This window comes from Albirhodobacter sp. R86504 (assembly GCF_042466415.1).
GTDB lineage: Bacteria > Pseudomonadota > Alphaproteobacteria > Rhodobacterales > Rhodobacteraceae > Albirhodobacter.
The window spans coordinates 1392671-1412677 of sequence record NZ_JAXHCH010000002.1 but is presented as its reverse complement, the minus strand read 5'-3'; the positions used below and the strand labels follow the sequence as shown (position 1 = coordinate 1412677).

Sequence of the window (20007 nt, the reverse complement as noted above, 5' to 3'; positions counted from 1 at the left end):
CGCGCATCGTGGAAGACCACCTATCAAGACGCACAGGAGGGGGATGAAATACCCCCCTGTTCGGTGTTGCTTCGCGGGTCTTGCGCCTCAGCGCGTCTCTTTAGGGCGCATCACCAGCCAGACAAGACTGCATCCGGCCAAGATCAGGAACGGGATCATCGCAAGGTTGACAGCCTGCCAGCCGGCCTGTGCAGTGCCGCCTGTGGTGCAATTCATCAGGCTTCCAGAGGACAGCGACGCCAGAAACACCCCGCCAAAGACCGCGAAATCGTTGATGCCTTGCACCCGTCCGCGTTCTTCGGGGCGGTGCGCTGTGGCGAGCATTGCTGTCGACCCGATGAAGCCAAAGTTCCATCCGATCCCGAGAAGAACCAGCGCGGCAAAGAAATGGGTCAGCTCGACGCCGCTGATTGCGACGGCGCCTGCGCCTGCCAAAATCACAAGACCCGTGCCGATGATCTTTGCATGGCCAAAGCGCGCGATGAGGTGACCGGTGAAGAACGAAGGCACGTACATTGCCAACACATGCGCCGAGACAATATCCGCCGCCGCAGCTGGGCTAAACCCGCAGCCTACGACGGCCAGCGGCGTCGACGTCATGACAAGGTTCATCAGCGCATAGGACACCATACCCGTCACCATCGCGACGATAATCACCGGTGCGCGTAGAATTTCGCGCAACGGTCTGCCTGCCTGCGGAGCGCCCTTCGGGCGGACGGGCGGCGTCGGGATATCGAGGAAAGCAAAGAGGATCGGCCCTGCGAGGTTGATCACGATGATCGCCAGATAGGTCGCAAGGAACGGGATCGCCATGGATTGCGCGGTGAGCTTCATCATCTGCGGCCCGAGAATGGCGGCCGCCAGCCCGCCTGCCATTACGTAGGAGATCGCTTTGGGTTGGAACTCTGGCGAGGCTGTGTCTGTCGCGGCGAAGCGGTAAAAGCCCTGCGCTGACATGTAAACGCCGGTCGCAAGCGACCCGAGCAGTAAGAAGGCAAAGGAGGCGGTATAGAGCCCGTAGGCGGAGATTGCCGCGCCCAAGGCGCCGAAACCTGTCGCGGTGATGAACCCCACGCGCCGCCCGAACCGCGCCATCAGATGTGATAAGGGCTGTGCGGCCAGCATCGACCCCAACACGATCATGGAAATCGGCAGCGTGGCCCAACAAGGGTTCGGCGTGAGCGATTGCCCCGCCAAGCCACCCACCGTGAACAGCATCGGCATTTGCGCGCCCAACAGTGCCTGCGCGAGCACGAGGACGATAACATTGCGCTTGGCGCGGTTCGGGGATTCGGTCAGGCTCATACTGGTCCTCTTTTTTCCCTGCCTAACGCGGTGGGGGCGCATCATAAAGCATTGCATTGTGCCGTTACATAATGAGGCTGGGCCAAAGCTTTGATTTGGGGGGCGTATTCGGATGAAGGTGATCGAAACCGAGGCAGATCTTGCGGCGGGCTTTCAAGCGCTCATCGCCATTGAGCCGCGCTTTCACGATGTGCGCGCCTGCGTGGGGGATTTGCCGCTGCGACGCCGAACGGATGGGTTCGGCGCATTGCTCGATGCGATTGTTGGCCAACAGGTTTCCGTCGCCTCCGCCACGGCCATTCGCGGGCGGGTTGTCGCGGCCGGATTTGGTGAGCCTGCCCCGATTTTGGCCGCGCCAGAAGACGACTTGCGAGCCTGTGGCCTATCACGACAAAAAGTTAGGTATCTTAGGGCCTTAGCGGAGGCTGATGTTGATTTTAACGCCCTGCGCACCGCACCTGATGCGACGGTTTATGAGACGCTTGTTGCGATTTCCGGTATTGGGCGGTGGACGGCGGAGATGTATTTGTTGTTCGCTTTGGGACGGGTCGATGTCTTTGCGCCGGACGATATGGCGTTGCAAGAGGGGGCGAAGCTGCTCTTTGATTTGCCCGAGCGCCCAAAAGGCAAAGCGATGGGTGTGATGGCGCAGGCGTGGTCGCCGTGGCGGTCGGTTGCAGCGCGGGCTTTGTGGGCCTACTACGGTCACACCAAATCGCGGCAGGGCGAGACATTATAGGCGCGACCTTTTGGCGCAGAAGCAATGAGACGGGAGAAAAAGATGCGGGAGTTGAATGACGGGCGCCGTGCGCCGCTATCGGGCCAGATCAAATCTATCGTTGTGCTGGTTCATGGTTACGGCGCGGATGGGGCCGATCTGTTGGGGCTGGCCGATCCATTGGGGCCGCATCTGCCCGATACATTATTCACCGCGCCCGATGCGCCCGAGCCTTGCACCGGAAATCCGTTCGGGCGGCAATGGTTCCCGATCCGGTGGCTTGACGGCTCGTCCGAGAGCCAGGCGGCGGATGGTCTTGCGGCGGCGGCGACAGATCTGAACGCCTATCTCGATGCGCTGCTCGCAGAAACGAATCTGCCGCCTTCGAAGTTGATTTTGCTTGGTTTTTCGCAAGGCACCATGATGTCTTTGGAAGTTGCGCCGCGCCGCGATGCGCAGATTGCGGGCGTTGTTGCCTTCTCGGGGCGGTTGTTGCGGCCCGAGGCTTTGGCAGCGGAGGCGAAGGTCAAGCCGCCGGTTCTGTTGCTGCATGGAGACCGTGATCCGGTCGTCCCGTTTGAAGATATGCGCAAGGCGGGAGATGCGTTGGTGGCGGCGGGGTTTGACACCTTCGGCCATGTGATGAAGGGAACAGAACACGGGATCGCGCCTGATGGCTTGTCGGCGGCGCTCGGGTTTATCCGGCAGCAACTCGGTTAGTGCCGCCTTTTAAGGCATTGGCGTCATATCATCGTCACCGCAATGGGCTAAGGGATTATTGAGGATCAAATTTCGCACCCCAATATCAAGGGACTTGTCAGCTTTGATCCGCGATATATAGTTAAACCGACGGGAAGGTCAGATCGGGGCAAACACCCGCCCTGCAACGGCCCAACCGCCGGAAGCGGAGGCGGGAATGCTTGATGTAGCGAGATCCGATTTCAGAACCCAGTTCGTGCGCGAACCCAGTGCGGTGCGGCACCACCCTGCATTGGTGCTCAACGCTGATTTTAGGCCGCTGAGTTACTATCCTCTCTCTCTATGGCCTTGGCAGGAAACGATAAAAGCTGTTTGCCTTGATCGCGTCACCATCCTCGCTGAATATGACGAGGTGGTGCATTCGCAACGGACCAGTTTCAAAATACCGTCTGTTGTTGTGCTTAAAGATTATGTTCAACCGAAAAAGCGCGTGGCCTTCACGCGCTTTAATTTATTTTTGCGGGACGAATTCCATTGCCAGTATTGCGGTTCTAAGGGGGATTTGACGTTCGACCATGTGATTCCGCGATCAAAAGGCGGGGTGACGAGTTGGGAAAATGTCGTGGCGGCGTGCTCGCCCTGTAATCTGAAAAAGGCGAATAAATCGCTGCGCCAATCGGGGATGCGTTTGGAAAAACCAGCGCGCCGCCCCACCGCGATGGAGATGCACGCGATTGGACGTCGTTTCCCACCCGGCCATCTGCACGAGAGCTGGATCGATTTCCTTTATTGGGATGCCGAGCTCGAGGCTTAGCGCGCCTTCAGAGCGCCGCGAGCGCGGGTTCTAAATCCCCGTAGCCGGTGAAGCGCCGCTCATAGCGTAGCCCAAGCCGCGCCGCGGCCTCGCGCGCTTTTTGATCCAGCGCGGGGTCATTTGTTTGGGCCTGATAGATCAGCCGATCATAATTCCCGAAATAAAGATCGCGGAGTTCTGGATGGCGATCCAATCCCATCGGTTTCCAGACAAATGCATCGAATTGACGAGTCAGAAAATCGGTCAGATAGAAGGCTGTGAACTCCTCATCTGCCTTTTGCGCAAAGGCTTCGTTGCCCTCAAAGAACGCGTAGCAATGCGGGCCCTCCACCATTTTCACGCCCAACGCTTCGCATTTCGCCTGTAAAAGCCCGCCCGTGCCGCAATCCGCGTAGACGACGAAGATCTCGGCATAGTCCGCGCGATGCTTAAGCACACTCGCTTCAACAGCCGCCGGAATTTTGTCTGGCCAGAGATGCAGATTGGCCGGAAGGCAGGTGAGGTCGAGGTGATCCCAGCCGTTGGCCATTTTCAAATCAAGGATTTCACGCGCGAGGGCGCCGCAAGCAATCAGAAGAATTTTCTCTTGAGCGCCATCAACAGGCCCGTTGCTCGCGAGATCAAGCCCTGCATGCGCGAGGATGTCGTCGCTTGGAACGTGTGTCATCGGGCGGTGAGATGAAGTGTCTGACATCTGCGCGACTTTCAGGTCTGCCTATTCAATGCGTGTCATCAGCCGTATCACGCCTGCACCGATCAGACCGCCGACGGCGATATACGCGATTGGTACACCCGAAGCGGTCAGTGTCCAAAGTGTGACGGCCGCCGCGATGAGGACCACTACAAGCAAGGTCAAGAAATGGGGAAGGGGCATTATAGTCTCCGTTCGTCCTTAATATGGGGGCGAGCGGTATGAATTCCAAGCCCCCTGATCCGCTAGATCGGGGGCTTGGCAAGATTTTGCGCTTAAGCTTGGTTGTGCTTGCGCGCGACCATCGTCTTCGCGGTTTCCACCGCCACGGCCGCATCACGACAATAGGCATCGGCGCCGATCGCCTTGCCAAATTCTTCATTCAAAGGCGCGCCGCCGACCAGAACGATGTAGTCATCGCGCAAACCTTTTTCGACAAGCGTGTCGATAACGACCTTCATATACGGCATGGTCGTCGTCAGCAAAGCGGACATGCCGATGATATCGGCCTGCTCGCGGGCGGCGGCTTCTAGGTAATTCTCGACGGGGTTGTTGATGCCGAGATCGACAACTTCAAAGCCCGCTCCTTCCATCATCATTGCGACAAGGTTCTTACCGATGTCATGAATATCGCCCTTCACGGTGCCGATCACCATCTTGCCCATGCGCGGCGCGCCGGTTTCGACCAGAAGTGGCTTGAGGATCGCCATGCCGCCCTTCATTGCATTCGCGGCCAGCAGAACTTCCGGCACGAACAAAATTCCGTCGCGGAAATCGTTGCCGACGATGGTCATGCCCGAAACGAGTGCCTTGGTCAGGACGTCATATGGTGTCCAGCCGCGCTCGAGCAGGATGTTAACCGCCTCCTCGATCTCTTCCTTGAGACCGTCATAGAGATCGTCGTGCATTTGCAACGCGAGCTCTTCATCATCAAGCTCCGAGAGAATGATATCGTCGTCGGCCATGGTCTATGTCTCCCTGACGGTCTTTAGATTTTAATGACGCGCGATGACGCGCTGCACTATGCGAATTGCGACATGCGCGCGGTGGTTTGCGGCGCTGTGCGTTTTTTCAAGTGTAAACTTGCTGGATGAAACGCATTTTGAACACGTGTCATCGCAAGATTTAGCGTCGGCCGCGACGGGCGCGGGGCGCGGGGCCCAAGTCATCCGTGCCATCCGAAGCGGAGGAGAACCCGCCGAGCGCTTCTGAAATCTCCTCAAGCGTGGGGCGTGCCCCGCGTGGTCTTGTTTCAAGCGCCTCGCGCATGGCGCGAAGGTGTACGGGCATTGTGCCGCAGCATCCGCCAATGATTGTGGCGCCCGCATTGCGCGCGAGGCAGGCATACTGCGCCATCAACTCGGGGGTGCCGTCATAATGGATGGCCCCGTCAACATATTTCGGAATGCCCGCATTCCCTTTCGCGATGATCGGAATGTCCGTACCCGTCGCCGCGAACCCAAGGATTGTGCGCATCAAATCAGACGCGCCGACGCCGCAGTTTGCGCCGAAAGCCAGCGGCGGATAGGTGAGTTTTTCGACTTGATTCACAAATTGCGCCGAGGTCACGCCCATCATTGTGCGACCTGCGGTGTCAAAGCTCATGGTGCCGCACCACGGCATCCCCGCGAGCCGCGCGCCTTCGGCCGCCGCTTTGTATTCCTCAGGTGCAGAGATCGTCTCGGCCCAGAGCACATCGGCGCCGCCAGCTTTCAGGCCTTCTGCCTGTTCGTGAAACATCTCGACGGCAATTTCATGGGTCAATGTGCCCATTGGCGCGAAGATCTCGCCTGTCGGGCCAACCGATCCGGCGACGATCACAGGGCGACCAGCCGCATCCGCGATTTCGCGCCCGAGCTCCGCGGCGAGCTTATTGAGCTCGAAAACGCGGTCTTGCGCTTGGTGCAATTTGAGGCGCGATGCGTTGCCGCCAAACGTGTTGGTCAGAAACAGGTCGGACCCGGCTTCGACCGCGCCGCGATACAAGGCGCGGATCTTTTCCGGCTCGTCTGCGTTCCACAGTTCCGGCGCATCGCCGGAGGACAGGCCCATGTTGAACAGATTGGTACCTGTCGCGCCGTCAGCGAGAATCCAATCGCGCTCCGCTAACATGCGGGACAGGGCGTTATCGGGTGCTACACTCACGGTTTGGGTCATCTCTCACCTTATTTTTGCTCGCTCGCGGCGGGTGCCACGCTTTCAGGTCGCATTGCTAAATTCGCAACAACCTGAGCGAATCATTTCCTATTCGGGACGCGTGAAAGCGTCCTCAGATTTCGTCGATTGGACCAATGACAGTTTGCACAGACAAGAGCAAACGCGCTTTTCTCATGAAAATAATAAATCAGCTTCATAATCTTCCGAGTTAATATGAATGGACCGAGGTTCGGCAGTGTCCCCGCGCGGCGCTAACTCGGCTTTGGCGGTGGGCGCTTGGCGGGCAGTCTCGCGTGGGGCAACCGCGCATCTGTCGGCTCTGACCGTGTGCCGAGGTTCTCGCGCGATGCCTGCGGCAGGGGCGGTGGGCGGTGAATGGCATGTGCGATGCTGATGCTGGCGACGGCGATGTGGAGGGGCGAGGGGGCGGCGAGATATAATGTCTGCCAGTTTGGCGCGAAGCTGGATTTAAACTGGCGCAATCCCGCGATCCCTTTGACGGCGTTCAGGTGGCGCCAAACCTGTGCGGCGATGCCGCGCAGTGTGGCTGCCTCCGGCGGTAGGGCGGCCAATGTCAGGCGGCGGATCTTGAACGCGCGGGCGTCTTGCAATGCGGCGTGAAGCAAGCTGTGCATTGTGCCATCAGGCGCTTGCGGCGCGGCGCGCATGAGGTCCAAGGCCCATTCGCGCGCGCCGGTATGGAAGGTTGCGAAGGCGATGAGCGTGTCGCCTTGATACGCAAGATAAACGCGCTGAGCCGATACGTATTGCGCGGCGAAACGGCCCATCGAAAAACCGCGCTCACCGCGATGCGCGCTCACCCACTCCTCCGAAATCCTCTGCATCTCGATGAGCGGCAATGGCCCCTCTGCGCATAGGGTTCTGACGCCGGATTTTTCGGCCTTTCGCAATTTCCGGCGCAACGCGGCGCGGTTGGGCGTTTCACATTTATAGGCGAGGGGGGCGATCCATGCTTCCGTTGCCACGGGCACAATTGCCCATCCTGCCCTGCGTGCTTGGACAGCGACGCGCGGCGAGATTTTGTAGAGGCAGGCCGTTCGGGCGTTGCGTTTGGCGAGCGCGTGCAATCGGGGCAATAATGCGGAGGCGAGGCCTCGCTGCGGCGTACCGAATGGATCAAGCAGCCCCACGATGCACGCGTTGGTCCGCGCGACGATCCATCCTGCGCGGGTGTTTCCGGTCGTGAGCACGCCGTGCTCCCCTTGGCGCAACAACCCCGTTTCAGCGCGCTGTGAATGTTCGAGCAACGCTTCGAGCTGTGGGGAGAGCGTTGATGCGGCAGGTAAAAGATAGGATGATGCGCTGTGAGCCAAGGGCGCGGCCTCGCTCGGACGCTCTGGGATCTGTCCATTCAGGAGGGCCGCCTGCGCCTCGCGATGTCCTGCGCCTTCGGGGGAAGCACCGTTAGCGCGCGTTGCGCTGTGGTAAATAATATAGAGGGCAGCGAGGCAGGCCGGCGCCGCAAAATAAACCCCGCGCCACGCCACCACGGCCGCAAGAAGATGTGTCTCGTGATGGGCTGGCAACATCGCGAGCAACGTGATTTCAAACGGGCCAATCCCGCAGGGCGTTCCTGCAAGAAATCCGGCGCCCAAGGCGAGTAAAAAGGCGGGCAGCAGGACGACAAACTGCGGCCCCAAACCATCGGGAACCAGCGCCCAAAGGGCAAACGCCGCCGCGAGCGTATCAACGCCGGCTAGGAAAATAATCCGCAGTGTCACGTGCGTCGGTGGCATTCGGAGACGGCTTTTGAGGAGAGGGATTGCGGGCGTAAACTGCGGTGCGATCACAACGGCGGCCCCCAATGCGATCCCCGCCCAACCCAGCATTTGCCTTGCCGCAGGCGTGCCGGCGAAGATCAGCCCATCGCTCGTCTCTGGCGGGAGGGCGATCAGGACAATGCCGAGAATGACGAACCATCCCAGCAAAAACGACGTGGCGACGACGGCGGTGATTTTTAAACACTGCGCGAAGCTCAATCCCGTGTTCAAGTGCCATCGGACCAAAGCGCCCGACACGAGCCCTAATCCTACCGTTTGGGAGATGGCAATTGCGGCGATCCCAGTGCGCGCGGCGGTACGCGGCGCGATTGGCGTGTCGGTCAGACGGTGGATCACCGCGTCATACCGCCCCAAAGACCAATAGCTTATGAGGGTTGCCGCGCAGGCCAAAGCCCATTGCTGCGCGTTGATGCTGCCCACGGCCGCCCAGATCGCCGCAACATCTAAGGCCGCGATCCGCGCGCGCAGGAGCACGCCGACGGCAATCACGGCGATGAGAGGAAGCGCTTGTCGCAAGAGGGCGCGTCGAATGACGTTTTGGTCCGCATTCTTGGTAGGAATGAGGCGGCGCTTTGAGACAGGCGTCGGGTTTGGGGCGGCATCGCCCAAAGGGTGGCCATGGGGGCCTCGCCTGATGCGCGCGCCCGCGCCCAAAGGGCGGTCGATCCGCGTAATCCTCTCATGACGCATCACCGTCTCCCCACGCATGGTTCGGGTTTGCGCCCGAAAAAGCGCCCCCGCGGTATCCTGCCGAGGGCTGCGCTATGCGTTTGGAATAGGGGGTGAGCGTTCAAGAAGGTTTAACGTCACGACAGTTCTACGCGAAAATGTCATCGTTAGCGCCTTCGCGAGGCGTGCCCGCGCGCGAACGAAAAAAGGCCGGACCAGCGCCCGACCTTCTCAAGACTGTGGTAGAAGGGCCGGGGGTGTTGGCCCCGATCCCTAAATCAGCTCACAAATCAGCGGAAATTTGCGCTTTCGCCTCGATCAGGCACTCTGCCATTTTCGCTCGAATATCAGCGTCAGTCGCCTTGGCGCCCAGATCTGCGGTGAGCTTGCGCACCACATCCTCATGGCCGGCTTCCTCGAAATCGGCTGCAACGACTTCTTTCGCGTAAGCGGCAGCCTCATCACCCGATTTCCCGAGCAAGCCCGCCGCCCAAAGGCCGACGAGTTTGTTGCGGCGCGCATCCACACGGAATTGCAGCTCGGCGTCATGGGCGAATTTTGCTTCAAAAGCGTTTTCGCGATCGTCGAAGGTGGTCATGGCGCTTTATCCTCCAGATTGGTTTCCCTTCATATGCCCCTCTCTCGCCCGCGCTGCAAGGGTGTTGCGTGTAAGTAGCATGAAGGTTTTGCATCGATTTCAAAGGCCGTATCGCGCGCTCTTGCCTTGCAGGGCGGGGGTTGTTGCCCTATGACACGACAATCGCCGCCCCTTGTCTCAAAGGCGCGGCCCCTGTTGTCTGTTTTCATCCGTTGGGGGAAACCCTCGCGCGAGGGGAACCTAAAGCTTACGGAGAGCCCATGGCACCGCGGCGCAAGAAGATTTACGAAGGCAAAGCAAAGATTCTGTATGAAGGCCCGGAGCCGGGAACCTTGGTGCAGTATTTCAAGGACGATGCCACTGCTTTCAACGCGCAAAAGAAAGCGACCATCGAAGGCAAGGGTGTGTTGAACAACCGCCTTTCCGAGTTCTTCATGAACGGGCTGACCAACATCGGCGTGCCGAACCACTTTATCAAGCGCCTCAACATGCGTGAGCAGTTGATCCGTCAGGTAGAAATCGTGCCGCTGGAAGTGATCGTGCGCAACTTTGCGGCGGGTTCGATTTCGAAGCGTTTGGGGATCGAGGAAGGCACGGCTTTGCCACGGCCTATCGTTGAATATTCCTATAAAAACGATGACTTGGGCGATCCGCTCGTTCCTGAGGAATATATCGTGGCCTTCGGCTGGGCGAACCAGCAAGACCTCGACGATATCGTCGCACTCGCTTTGCGGGTAAACGATTTCCTGTCGGGTGTGTTCTTCGGTGTCGGTATCAAACTCGTCGATTTCAAGATCGAAATCGGTCGCGTCTGGGAAGGCGATTTCATGCGCCTGATCGTCGCGGATGAGATCAGCCCCAATTCGTGCCGTCTTTGGGATATCAAAACCGGCGAGAAGTTGGACAAAGACGTGTTCCGCCGCGATCTTGGCTCGCTCACGGATGCCTATACGGAAGTGGCGAAACGTCTTGGCGTGCTGCCGAGCAACACGACCACGATCAAGCCGACGTTGATCAACTAAGCACATCTTGCGCGGTCGTCAGTCGATCGCTGCACCGTGAGATAAAAAGCCCTGCCGCAGAAGCGCGCAGGGCTTTTTATATGCGATTCGGAGGCGAGATCGCCGTTATTGCGCGGCGGGTGTCGCAGGCGTGCACAAGAGATCGTCAAGGGCGACGATGGCGTCACGATTGGTCAGGGATGCCCCCGCCGCGCCGAGGACCTGGATCAACGCATCACGCGTGCGCGCGCCAGGGAAGCCATCGATCGGGCCGGGATCGCCTCCTGCAAGCTGGATCATCCGCTGGAGAGTTTCCCCTTCGCTCAGCGAGGGGAGCGTTACCAAGCCGCACGTGGCAGGGGGGGAAGCGGGAGGCGTTGTCTCCTCGGGTGCGGCGGCTTGATCGGCGGGCGGCGTCACCGCGGTGGCGGCCGGAGTGTCTTGTTGAGGGGCCGCGGGCGTCGCGTCTTCGGGGCCGCTTGGCGGGGCTGTCTCGGTGGGACCGCCCACGGGGGCTTGGGTTGCTCCGTCACTGGGCGAGAGCGCCCATGTTTCCGCGCCTTCGTCTAGCGCGGGGCCCGTGGTTTCGGGCAACGGCGGGACCGTCGAGCCGCCGGTCGCGGCAGCGGCTGTCGCGGCGGCGGCCTCGTTGATCTCGTCCTCGGCTGTGGCCGCTGCTGTGACCTCGGGCGGGGCGGGGGGCGGTGGCGGCGCGCTCACCGGCCCTAAAAGGCACCGCGTCAGCATCGTCAGCCCCGCCTGACCCTCGGGCGAAAGAGCCCCTGTCACGTCTTGCGCGCAGGTTTGCGCGGCGCTGTCACACACGAAGGTTGCGGACCACGCCGCATCCGTTTCGCTCGCTTGGAAGCTGCCCTCACCATTCGCGTAGATCGCATAGGGGTAGCCGTTCAGATAGCCTTCCTGCCACAGGCCTGGAAATTGCGGCGAGGGAACGTCGACTTGGCGCGTGACGACATTGGTTGCCGTCGGCACGGGTTGATCAAAAGCGTCACCGACGCAGGGCGCGGCAAGGGCGCCATGCGCGGCGCAAAGCGCGATGAGCGCGCCCGCGTAAGGGATCTGACGGCGCGCCACGCTCACGGTTCGGCCCGAATGAGCGGCCCGTAAGCCTTGAACGCGAGCGATGCGAGAACCACGGCGTTTGTATTGGTGGTGACAGAGCCATTGGTAGACCCGTCCGCCTCGTAAATTCCTTCGGGCCAGCCGCGTTCCGGATCGCCCAAAGGTGCAAGATTGGTGATCAATTCGCGGGTGTAATCCGTGCCGAACAAAGCATCCCACGCGAAGGCGGTTTTGGTCGTGATCGTCCGCTTGCTGTCCAGTCGCTCGCCTTTAAAACTCATCACAGCCCAAGGCGCGCCGCCCCCCCAAACCGAGGAATAGGCGAAATAGGGGGCTTCATCGAGGTGCGATTCACTCACGGCGGTGAGGATGCCGGTGCTTTGGAACCGTGCCTCTTGCGCCTTGTAGATCGCAGTGGCAAAGCGGTGCGAGCGGGCATCAAACCCGAATTCCAGCCCGTCGAACACATAGGGTTCGCTCACGGTGAAGGCGGGGGTGATGTTGCGGTGCAGGCGGTTGTCGACCGGCACGGGGAAGCCTTCGACCTCGCGCACCATCAAGGTTTCTTCCGTGTGATAGGCGCGGTACATATCATAGCCAAACAGCATCATGGCCTTTGCGGCGTATTGCTCGTAGCCAACGCGCCCTTCCTGATCGTAGCGCAGCTTGTCATCCGCGATGTTGCCGCCAATCAAGCGCCCGTCGTTAACCATTTGATCGAGATCCCAGATCTCCATCAAACCCGCCACTTGTGGCGCGAGATCGGGGAAATGATGCTTGACCTGACCAAGGGCCCCAACCATGCGCGCGATATCAAGTGCCGACCATCCCAACCCGCGATCTGTTGGTTTGTTGGAATAGTCGACCAGCTCGCCGGTTTGCACGTTATAGGCTTTGTTCGGCAAAATGCCGTCAAACAGTCGCATCTTCGTCAGCGTGTCAATTGCCAGTGAAATCCGCGCCTGCGCCTCGTCGCGCTCGATCAAACCCAGAAGATCGGCCGAGATGACGGCGATGAAATACGACCCCGTCTCCCACATAGTTGTGGAGGGGTATTTATCGGCCGAGTTGACCAGCCCCGTATCCGCATTGGTATTGTTCGCGAAATACCGCCACGCGATCTGCGCGAAGGCGAGATCTTGCGCGGTCGTCTCGCCGGTCACCGCAAGGGGGAGCGGGGCGATCGCCTCGAAAGCGGCCATTGCCGAGAGGTCTTCGAGGGCTGCGTTTTCTTGCGGCGGGGCGGCAATATTTGTCGCCTCCACGTCCTGTTTTTCCAATGCCATAACAGTCACAAGACCACATCCCAAAGCCGCCAGAAAGATCAAATGGCTCCGCGCCTTAATCAGATTTTCACGAAAGCTCATGCTGTCTCACTTTCTTCGTCATTTGCCGGCACCCAAAGCGCCGCCCTGATGATGCCCGCCATGGCGAGGCAGTTATTAATTCCCCAAAGCGTGTTTGCGACAACGCCGCTGGCTGAATGTGGGGTATTACCGAGGATCAATGCGCCCAGTCCCCAGATGATCCCGATCGCTGTCAGAACCAGAACGGCGATCTGCGGGCGCACCAAGCGCAGGAAGTTGCCCGATTGCCGGACCTTCGGCGTCACGGGGAAGGAAATTTTCTCGCCCTTCGCCACCGCCCAAATCGCACGCAAGCCGAGAGGGAAGAACGACAGGTAGCTGGCCTTCGCCGCATAGCCTGAAATTCCCCAGGTGCCGACCATCATCGCCAGTTCCAAGGTGACGAGGAAGGGGATGAGGTGGAGGAAGAACTCGTTCGAGTATGACGCGACCGGCGAGATGCCGGTGAACAAATAGACGACCGGACCGAATAGGAACATGATGTTCCAAAGCGGCGCGAGATAGGAGTAGAAGGTCGTCGCGTACATCAGGCGCTGGGGCAGGGACAGGCCGCGCCGGAACAGCGGGTTATCATTCACAAGAATATCCAAGCTGCCGCCGGCGTATTTGTAGCGCTGCACCGTCCATGTCAGAAGATCCTGCGGAGAGAGCATCTTGCTTTCCACGATCGGGTGCATCTTCGATTTCCAGCCCCGCTCGGTATCCGAATGCAGCACGATCGAGGTGAAGATATCCTCGGACACGTGGAAGCGGTAGGGCGTGAGCAGTTCGGTCGTTGCGGCCTGCGTGCGGATGGCCTCCATCAAATCGGAAGACACTTCACGCTCTTTACTGGAGACGGTGATTATTTCCTCGGCCGCATGGGTGCGGCTGCGGACCTGCTTCCCGAAGCTGCGCAGGGCGGCCTCCATCACCGCATCGCGCCGGTGTACCGAGCCCGCGCCACAACAAAACGAGGCGTGAGCCCAGTTCCGGCGACGCAAGATGATATCGTAGAACATCTTGGGATCATTCACGAACGGGTCGGCGCCCACGGTGACGGGGCCGAACCACTTCTCGATGCGCTGACCGAAATCTGCGCCTTTGTCCCCGAAGCGTTTTGCAAGTTTGGCGGTCAGGCTTTCGCCTTCCGGCAGATCATAGAACCACTGCGGGGTTTGCACCCAAGCCATTTTCGGATCGCGGAAATAGCCCAGCGTATGCTCGAGGAAGGTCGGGAACGGGCGGGTGTCGGCGTCACAAATGACGAGGAAATCCCCGTAGGTCTGCTCCATCGCGTTGCGCAAATTCCCGGCTTTGAAGCCTTCGTTCGTCGTACGGGTGATGTAGTTGACGCCTTCTTCCTCGGTGACGGCGCGCATTTCCTCACGGCGACCATCGTCGAGAATATGGATGCGAATATCGATCGGATGCGGATAGGTCATCCGTTTCGCATCCTGAATCCCCAAGCGAACAAGCTCGGGATCCTCATTATAGGTTGCGAACATAACATCGATCGAGATCGGTCGCTCGCCTTCGGGATGGGTCGGTGCGACATCCCTTAATACGGTCGGCGGGGTCTCCAATTTGACGGGATCATCGCGCCACAGGTTAATGACGAACAAGATCATCCCGATATAGGCGCAGGTCTCCGCCACGACGAGCGGCACAGCGAACCACATCGCGTCAGGGTTCAAAGAGGCCGTCCAGCGCCACCAGATATACCAAGCCCCAATCACCAAGGCGAATGTGGCAAGAAACTGCCAGATGCTTTCGCGCAACGCCGAATACGGCAGGGGCGGAGGGGGCGTGCGATCCTCGAATTTGAGGAAATAATCGTCCGTAATCATGCGCCTGCTTTCTTGATGGGGCGACGTGCCTCCCACGGGGTCGGGCCGAGGCCAATCGTCCATGCGAGGGGCTTCATCTTGGAAAGCCCGACAGCGAGAAGGAACGAGAGCGGCAGGGCCAGCGCAAAGCGCATCAGCACGAGCTGCCCAGGAGAGACGGCAGCGCCAGTGCCGGATTTATAGAAGAGGATGTCGAGCAAATCGATCACCAGCGGATGCACGAGATACACGCCGAAGGTGAACTTCGCCAAATGCGACCATTTTGACGACCACTCGAGAAACTGCCCGCCCATGAAGAAGAACAGGATGAAAACCGGCATCAGGAAATGGCCGTAAAAATCCCACCCTTGCCGGACGCCCCACGCGCCCGTCTCAACCGCGACGGCAAAAAACGGCAGCGTGGCGACATAGGCGAGGGCCGCGAAATAGAGCGCACCACGCCGCAGCAGACGGGATTCCCCGCGCGGAATGCCGTCTTTCCACAAACCGTACACCGCGAAAGCAGCAAACCCGTAGCCGACATAGCCAAAAATCTTTAGTCCGCGGATCAGGTAATCACGGATCGAGGGGTCGATAGCGAGCCCCCATACGAAGCCCTGCGTGCTGTTCATGACCCCAAGCGTGAAGAACACCGTCAACCCGAAGACCGGATAGCGCGTCGCGACCCGCATCAGCGGGAAGAACAGGAACAGCGCGAACAGCGTGGGCAGGAAGTGCATATGGTATTGCACCTTCCCGAGCATGAAATACCCGACCCAGTTAGAGGGTTGGCTGAGTTGCTCCAGAATATAGGAGGTATAGCCGAATGCATCCGCCTTCACGAGCCGGAAGAACGCGTAGAACACGACCCAAAATGCAAACGGCACAAGTAGCCTTTGCGCCTGCGTGCGAATAGCAGACCCGTAAGCGGGCATCTTCGTGTCGACCCGCATCGCCATCAGGAACAGCGAGAACAGGAAGAACATCTCCGATCCCGAAAACTCCCCGATGGAGCGTAAGAATACCGGCAAAAGCCGCTCTGAGGGTTCGGCGGCGGCGAAAGGCTGGCCGCTGAAATCCGTTGAGGAGTGGATCAACACGACACCGATGGCCGCGAATACGCGGTTGGCATCAAACCAGACCATTCTGGGCTTGGCGCGTGGCGTCATGGCTGCACGCTCGGCGCGGGGCAGGATTTGGGCAGAACCATACGCGGCTCGGGCGGCGCGAGGTTATGCTTTTCGGGGCTGCATTCCGTTGCGCCGATTTCGCCGTCTCCGACCACGGGGCGGCAGTAGATGAATTCGGTCACCGGAATGACAGGCGGAATCTGCGTCGGGTTTTCACACGCGCAGCAGGGCACTTCAACTTCCATCATGTTGGGATGGCATTTGTTCGCGCGGATATCCGTGCCCGCAAACGCAGTGTCCCACACTTGGGTATTGGTGTTGACCTGCTGCAAGATCGGGCCTTGCACCTTGTAGAGCAGCGCGGCGAGGATAATCCCGTTGTTGTTCGCAGTTTGCAGCGGGATATAGCCGTTGCCATTCTCATAGAGCCCCTCATAGAAGCCCAAATCAGGCTCCGAAAGATCGGCCACGCTATCAAACAGCAAATCCGTGTAGTCCGTATCCCAAAGGGCCCAAAGGCCGACCGCCGCCTTTGCCGCAATTGCGGCGCGGTCGGGTTGGTATTCGCCCGTCGGATCGAGGGTGTTCCACGGGTAGCCATCCGCAAAGATCGAGTCGTAGACGAAATATGGCTTGCCGTTGACCTGATGCTCGGAACGCGCCGTGATCACGCCGGTTTGCTCGAAGCGGCGCTGTTGAACGAGATAGACGCGGTTGGCAAATTCCGCGCGCCAGCCGTGGCTCGCGATCATGCCGTCATTGCTGCGGTCGGTCGGCAAATCCCAGCCCATTTCCAAGCCGTCGAGGATATAACCCTCAGTCAGAACGTAGTTCTGGTTTTTGAACACGCGCGGATCGCGCCCGTCATAGGGCAGCTTTACATCATAGATGTTGATATAAGACAGCGGCTCTGGTGACATCGCCTTGGATGTATCAAAGCCCCAAAGCGCGAAGCCCTTTGCGGCATATTCTTCATACCCCAAACGCCCCTCTTGCACATATTGCGTCGTGCCGTCGCCTTTGGTGAAGGACCCGAACATCCGCCCGTCTTCATTCACCAGATTGCAGAAGTTCCAGCGCATCGGAACGTTGTCGACGCTATTTGCCAGATAGGGGTGACGCTCTTTCAGGATCTTGAGCCAGACAAGCATCCGCCCGATGTCGAGGGCGGACATGCCGACTTCGCCCGATTTGTTGGCGTAGTTAACCTTTTCGCCCGTCGCCGCATTATACACTTTGTTGGGGGCTTCACCGCGATAAAGATCGAGGTTTCGCAACGTGTTGATCAGCTTGGTCGCGCGCGTGTCGAATTCGCGCTTGTCGATCACACATAGCTCGTAGGCGGAGACTAGGGCGCTGAGGTAGGAGGCGGTGTCCCACAGTGTCGTTGAGGGGAACGAACCCACCGCGTTCACGAGGCCGGTTTCGGGTTGGAAACGTTTGACGAAATATGCCCACGCGGTTTGCGCCATCGCAAATTCGCGGTCTGTGAGCTGGCCGTTGCGTCCGAAATGCGGCGTCGACATGGAGGCGCCGCCGCGGTTGCATTGCGCGCGGCCTTGCATCGCCTGATCGGAAAACTCAACCGTCAGGGGCGTCTCGGAGCGGATCGTCACGCTATTATATTTCGCGCCGTTCAGGGTCACATCGTCGATCGTGACGGCGAGAGGATCTGCCGGACTTTCGGTCGACTGCGCGTATGATGCCATAGGGATGGCCGCACAGATCGCGGCAACAGAAGCGGCGGTCCGCCAAATTGAGATATGTTTCATGCGCAGTTTCCCGTATTTATTCCTAAGCGCGTCGCGATGTGGTCTTTCATCACGGTCGCGCGGCAAAGGAGATTTGCAGTCGTTGCCTTCCGCCGACAGCGCCGTAAGTTACGCCGTCGGAACATGCGATAATCAAGCCCAAGCCGCGCCCATTTTCGGCGAGCAGCTCGACCGTTTCGAGGGCTTTTGCATGGGCGGTAATGTCGAACGGGCTGGCGCCGTCTGGATCAAAGATCTCGATCTGCACCGCACCAGCTTGCGCCTTCAACCGGATGTCGATCGGGGCTTTGCTCGAGGTGCCATGGATCACCAAATTCGACAGGGCCTCACTCACCGTGAGTTCGAGCCGGAACAAGGCTTCTCCCGCCAAATACCCTGCCGCCTCTGCTTTGAGAGCCAGGACCATGTCATCGACGTCGTCGATACACTGGGGCATTTGGAAGGTTTTCTCGTTCACGGGCGTTCGCTCATTGTTTGGAGTGTTGAGGCAACATCAGGATAGATATTGAACACGTGATCCATCCGGCAGATGCGGAACATCTGTTCGACTTCGGTGTTGAGGCCGCACACGGCGACTTCTCCGCGGTTGCCGACCTTTTTCAAAACCCCGACAAGGGCGCCAAGACCCGAGGAATCGAGGAACGAGACTTCCGAAAAGTCGATGATCAGTTGCGCGGCGCCTTGTTCGATCAACGCGACGGCCTCTTCTTTAAAAGTCTTGGCATTTTGTGCCGTCAGCCGTTGAACGCCCGGTCGGATGACCGTGATGTCGGGCTCATATGACGTTGTGTGTATCATTTGGCGTAGTCCTTTCGAGAGCCACAATTGTCAGGTCGTCTTCAAGTTTCTTTCCACCGCGCCAAGCACTTAGCGCGATGGTAATTTTTTCGGGCAACCCTGCGATTCCGGTCGTCGGGATGGTCGCGACAATCTCTTGCAGGCGGTCTGTTCCGAATTGCTCATTGCGTTTGTTCTCCGCCTCCGTCGCGGCATCCGAACACATCACAAGCGTGCTACCATATTCCATCGTCAGTGAGGCATTGTCGTAACTTGCGACGGGCAACATGCCGACGGGGAACCCCCCATCGCCGATCATTCGCGTAACGCCGGTGTGTTCAACGTAAAACGGCGCGGGCGATCCTGCTTGGCAATATTCCAGATGGCCGGATTTTGTATCCAATACGCCACAGAACATCGAGAAATAGTCGTCATTCTCGGCCGCGCTGAATCGTTTGTTCAGATCCGTCACCAATGCCGCCGGATCAGGGGACCCGTCCTTGCGAATGGCTTTCGTGCGGAAGAATTCCGGCGTGATAAGATGCCCGATGGCGACTGACAAAAGCGAGGCGTGAACCCCGTGGCCCGAAACATCCACCGCGTAAAATCCGAGCATTCGCGAATCCAGCGCGAAGCATCCAAACATATCTCCCGATACGTAGGACGAGGGTGCGAAGGCTGACGCAATGCGCATACCGAGGATTTTTTTGCCGATTTTGGGCAAAAGTTGACGTTGTGCATCGGCGGCGGCCCGCAAATCTTCTTTGATGCGGTCGTTTGACTCTTTGAGGATCCGTGTCCGGTGCGCCAGTTCCATCGCGTGATGAATAAGTCGGGTCGCAGCACGAATCCGCGCCTTGAGCATCACCGGGTTATGCCCCTTGCTCAGGAAATCATCGACGCCTGCTTCCAGCGCCTCCGATCGCACGTCGTCCTCGCCGCTGCCGGTAATCATGATGACATGCACGTAGTGATCGAGTTCGAGCTTGCGCACTTTTTGCGTCAGCTCGATGCCATTGAGATGTGGCATGGCGTAATCGCTGATGAGGATCTGCGCTTGGGTTTCTTGGATCAACCGTAAGGCCTGTAAGCCGTCTTCCGCGGGAATCGGATGGAAGCCAAGCTTGTCAATGAGTTGCGAAAGATAGACCCGCTGGATCGGGTTGTCTTCGGCAACGATGATTTTCAGACGATCACTCACATCTGCCTCCTAACCACGACGTCAAGAGCGCGCTCGCCGCGCGACGGTTCTTGAACGAGCAGATCGGATTGGACGAAGTGGATATGCTTCTGCATGGCGTTCTTTACTATGAATTCGATCGAACGAGCGGTTTCGCGCGAGGGGGGTGCGGGTCTTAAGGACATCACACGTCCCTATCTTGTCGATTTAAAGGCATAACTGCAACAATCTTGGGTTGTGAAAGCCAATCTTTGATCCGTTAAGCTATTTGACCTACCCCAAGCAATAGGTCTTGGTTAAAGCTTATATGAACAGATGTAATTCATGATTTTGCCGTCTTTCACGGCTATGGCTAGGACACGTATTGCGTGCGTGCTGGCGGGTCGCGGAGCTGCGATAAAAACGCGAAAACAACGCGGTGGGATGATCACGGCCG

General features: G+C 58.9%; 19 protein-coding genes. 4 read left to right on the top strand and 15 right to left on the bottom strand.

Features of this window, described 5'->3' with window-relative positions; genetic code table 11:
* Positions 1-87 precede the first annotated feature (87 nt).
* Positions 88-1305 (bottom strand): MFS transporter, encoded by a 1218-nt coding sequence (locus tag SJY32_RS08820; RefSeq protein WP_376873965.1) that lies wholly within the window; start codon positions 1303-1305, stop codon positions 88-90.
* Between the two features lie 112 nt (positions 1306-1417).
* Between SJY32_RS08820 and SJY32_RS08815 the strand changes: the two genes are divergently transcribed.
* From SJY32_RS08815 to SJY32_RS08805, 3 genes are all read left to right on the top strand, one after another.
* Positions 1418-2044 carry a DNA-3-methyladenine glycosylase family protein gene (locus SJY32_RS08815; RefSeq protein WP_376873963.1) on the top strand — a complete coding sequence of 209 codons (627 nt, stop codon included), beginning with the start codon at positions 1418-1420 and terminating at the stop codon, positions 2042-2044.
* Positions 2045-2086: 42 nt separating this feature from the next.
* Positions 2087-2743 (top strand): alpha/beta hydrolase, encoded by a 657-nt coding sequence (locus SJY32_RS08810; RefSeq protein WP_376873961.1) that lies wholly within the window; start codon positions 2087-2089, stop codon positions 2741-2743.
* A gap of 196 nt (positions 2744-2939) precedes the next feature.
* Positions 2940-3536 (top strand): HNH endonuclease, encoded by a 597-nt coding sequence (locus SJY32_RS08805; RefSeq protein ID WP_376873959.1) that lies wholly within the window; start codon positions 2940-2942, stop codon positions 3534-3536.
* Positions 3537-3543: 7 nt separating this feature from the next.
* On the opposite strand, the gene SJY32_RS08800 is transcribed toward SJY32_RS08805, so the two are convergent.
* The 6 genes from SJY32_RS08800 to SJY32_RS08775 all read right to left on the bottom strand — a co-directional run bounded on the left by SJY32_RS08800 (position 3544) and on the right by SJY32_RS08775 (position 9453).
* Complete coding sequence (locus tag SJY32_RS08800; protein ID WP_376873957.1) at positions 3544-4230, bottom strand: DUF1638 domain-containing protein; 687 nt, start codon at positions 4228-4230, stop codon at positions 3544-3546.
* A 21-nt stretch (positions 4231-4251) separates the two neighbouring features.
* Entirely contained in the window at positions 4252-4410 is a 159-nt protein-coding gene (locus SJY32_RS08795) for a hypothetical protein (protein ID WP_376873955.1), read from the bottom strand.
* A gap of 92 nt (positions 4411-4502) precedes the next feature.
* Positions 4503-5192, bottom strand: coding sequence for a corrinoid protein (locus SJY32_RS08790; RefSeq protein WP_376873953.1), 690 nt, complete (start codon positions 5190-5192; stop codon positions 4503-4505).
* A 160-nt stretch (positions 5193-5352) separates the two neighbouring features.
* A complete protein-coding gene (gene bmt, locus SJY32_RS08785) occupies positions 5353-6384 on the bottom strand; it encodes a betaine--homocysteine S-methyltransferase (RefSeq protein WP_376873951.1) in 1032 nt (343 codons plus the stop codon).
* A gap of 251 nt (positions 6385-6635) precedes the next feature.
* On the bottom strand, positions 6636-8876 hold the full coding sequence (locus tag SJY32_RS08780) for a phosphatidylglycerol lysyltransferase domain-containing protein (protein WP_376873949.1): 2241 nt from the start codon (positions 8874-8876) through the stop codon (positions 6636-6638).
* 262 nt (positions 8877-9138) lie between these two features.
* Positions 9139-9453 (bottom strand): DUF1476 domain-containing protein, encoded by a 315-nt coding sequence (locus SJY32_RS08775; protein ID WP_376873947.1) that lies wholly within the window; start codon positions 9451-9453, stop codon positions 9139-9141.
* 260 nt (positions 9454-9713) lie between these two features.
* On the opposite strand from SJY32_RS08775, the gene purC reads away from it, so the two are divergent.
* Positions 9714-10475: a phosphoribosylaminoimidazolesuccinocarboxamide synthase gene (purC, locus tag SJY32_RS08770; RefSeq protein ID WP_376873945.1), complete on the top strand. Its 762-nt coding sequence runs from the start codon at positions 9714-9716 to the stop codon at positions 10473-10475.
* A gap of 105 nt (positions 10476-10580) precedes the next feature.
* On the opposite strand, the gene SJY32_RS08765 is transcribed toward purC, so the two are convergent.
* The 8 genes from SJY32_RS08765 to SJY32_RS08730 are packed head-to-tail and all read right to left on the bottom strand — an operon-like array spanning position 10581 to position 19592.
* Positions 10581-11555 carry a hypothetical protein gene (locus SJY32_RS08765; RefSeq protein ID WP_376873943.1) on the bottom strand — a complete coding sequence of 325 codons (975 nt, stop codon included), beginning with the start codon at positions 11553-11555 and terminating at the stop codon, positions 10581-10583.
* Entirely contained in the window at positions 11552-12904 is a 1353-nt protein-coding gene (locus SJY32_RS08760) for a DUF3131 domain-containing protein (RefSeq protein WP_376873941.1), read from the bottom strand. The genes SJY32_RS08765 and SJY32_RS08760 overlap by 4 nt, the downstream gene beginning before the upstream one ends.
* Positions 12901-14733 (bottom strand): glycosyltransferase, encoded by a 1833-nt coding sequence (locus SJY32_RS08755; RefSeq protein WP_376873939.1) that lies wholly within the window; start codon positions 14731-14733, stop codon positions 12901-12903. The genes SJY32_RS08760 and SJY32_RS08755 overlap by 4 nt, the downstream gene beginning before the upstream one ends.
* Positions 14730-15881 carry an acyltransferase family protein gene (locus SJY32_RS08750; RefSeq protein ID WP_376873937.1) on the bottom strand — a complete coding sequence of 384 codons (1152 nt, stop codon included), beginning with the start codon at positions 15879-15881 and terminating at the stop codon, positions 14730-14732. Before SJY32_RS08750 ends, SJY32_RS08755 begins: the two co-directional genes overlap by 4 nt.
* Entirely contained in the window at positions 15878-17614 is a 1737-nt protein-coding gene (locus SJY32_RS08745; protein WP_376873935.1) for a DUF3131 domain-containing protein, read from the bottom strand. The genes SJY32_RS08750 and SJY32_RS08745 overlap by 4 nt, the downstream gene beginning before the upstream one ends.
* A gap of 49 nt (positions 17615-17663) precedes the next feature.
* A complete protein-coding gene (locus SJY32_RS08740; protein WP_376873933.1) occupies positions 17664-18071 on the bottom strand; it encodes an ATP-binding protein in 408 nt (135 codons plus the stop codon).
* A complete protein-coding gene (locus SJY32_RS08735) occupies positions 18068-18412 on the bottom strand; it encodes an STAS domain-containing protein (RefSeq protein ID WP_376873931.1) in 345 nt (114 codons plus the stop codon). Before SJY32_RS08735 ends, SJY32_RS08740 begins: the two co-directional genes overlap by 4 nt.
* Positions 18390-19592: a PP2C family protein-serine/threonine phosphatase gene (locus SJY32_RS08730; RefSeq protein ID WP_376873929.1), complete on the bottom strand. Its 1203-nt coding sequence runs from the start codon at positions 19590-19592 to the stop codon at positions 18390-18392. The genes SJY32_RS08735 and SJY32_RS08730 overlap by 23 nt, the downstream gene beginning before the upstream one ends.
* Between the last annotated feature and the right edge of the window lie 415 nt (positions 19593-20007).

What these genes read in the sequence shown, in the direction of transcription:
- SJY32_RS08735 (WP_376873931.1), bottom strand. Translation starts at nt 18,412, where the DNA reads ATGATACACACAACGTCATATGAGCCCGACATCACGGTCATCCGACCG.
- SJY32_RS08820 (WP_376873965.1), bottom strand. Translation starts at nt 1,305, where the DNA reads ATGAGCCTGACCGAATCCCCGAACCGCGCCAAGCGCAATGTTATCGTC.
- SJY32_RS08750 (WP_376873937.1), bottom strand. Translation starts at nt 15,881, where the DNA reads ATGACGCCACGCGCCAAGCCCAGAATGGTCTGGTTTGATGCCAACCGC.
- SJY32_RS08775 (WP_376873947.1), bottom strand. Translation starts at nt 9,453, where the DNA reads ATGACCACCTTCGACGATCGCGAAAACGCTTTTGAAGCAAAATTCGCC.
- purC (WP_376873945.1), top strand. Translation starts at nt 9,714, where the DNA reads ATGGCACCGCGGCGCAAGAAGATTTACGAAGGCAAAGCAAAGATTCTG.
- SJY32_RS08795 (WP_376873955.1), bottom strand. Translation starts at nt 4,410, where the DNA reads ATGCCCCTTCCCCATTTCTTGACCTTGCTTGTAGTGGTCCTCATCGCG.
- SJY32_RS08760 (WP_376873941.1), bottom strand. Translation starts at nt 12,904, where the DNA reads ATGAGCTTTCGTGAAAATCTGATTAAGGCGCGGAGCCATTTGATCTTT.
- SJY32_RS08745 (WP_376873935.1), bottom strand. Translation starts at nt 17,614, where the DNA reads ATGAAACATATCTCAATTTGGCGGACCGCCGCTTCTGTTGCCGCGATC.
- SJY32_RS08815 (WP_376873963.1), top strand. Translation starts at nt 1,418, where the DNA reads ATGAAGGTGATCGAAACCGAGGCAGATCTTGCGGCGGGCTTTCAAGCG.
- SJY32_RS08755 (WP_376873939.1), bottom strand. Translation starts at nt 14,733, where the DNA reads ATGATTACGGACGATTATTTCCTCAAATTCGAGGATCGCACGCCCCCT.
- SJY32_RS08805 (WP_376873959.1), top strand. Translation starts at nt 2,940, where the DNA reads ATGCTTGATGTAGCGAGATCCGATTTCAGAACCCAGTTCGTGCGCGAA.
- bmt (WP_376873951.1), bottom strand. Translation starts at nt 6,384, where the DNA reads ATGACCCAAACCGTGAGTGTAGCACCCGATAACGCCCTGTCCCGCATG.
- SJY32_RS08780 (WP_376873949.1), bottom strand. Translation starts at nt 8,876, where the DNA reads ATGCGTCATGAGAGGATTACGCGGATCGACCGCCCTTTGGGCGCGGGC.
- SJY32_RS08790 (WP_376873953.1), bottom strand. Translation starts at nt 5,192, where the DNA reads ATGGCCGACGACGATATCATTCTCTCGGAGCTTGATGATGAAGAGCTC.
- SJY32_RS08800 (WP_376873957.1), bottom strand. Translation starts at nt 4,230, where the DNA reads ATGTCAGACACTTCATCTCACCGCCCGATGACACACGTTCCAAGCGAC.
- SJY32_RS08810 (WP_376873961.1), top strand. Translation starts at nt 2,087, where the DNA reads ATGCGGGAGTTGAATGACGGGCGCCGTGCGCCGCTATCGGGCCAGATC.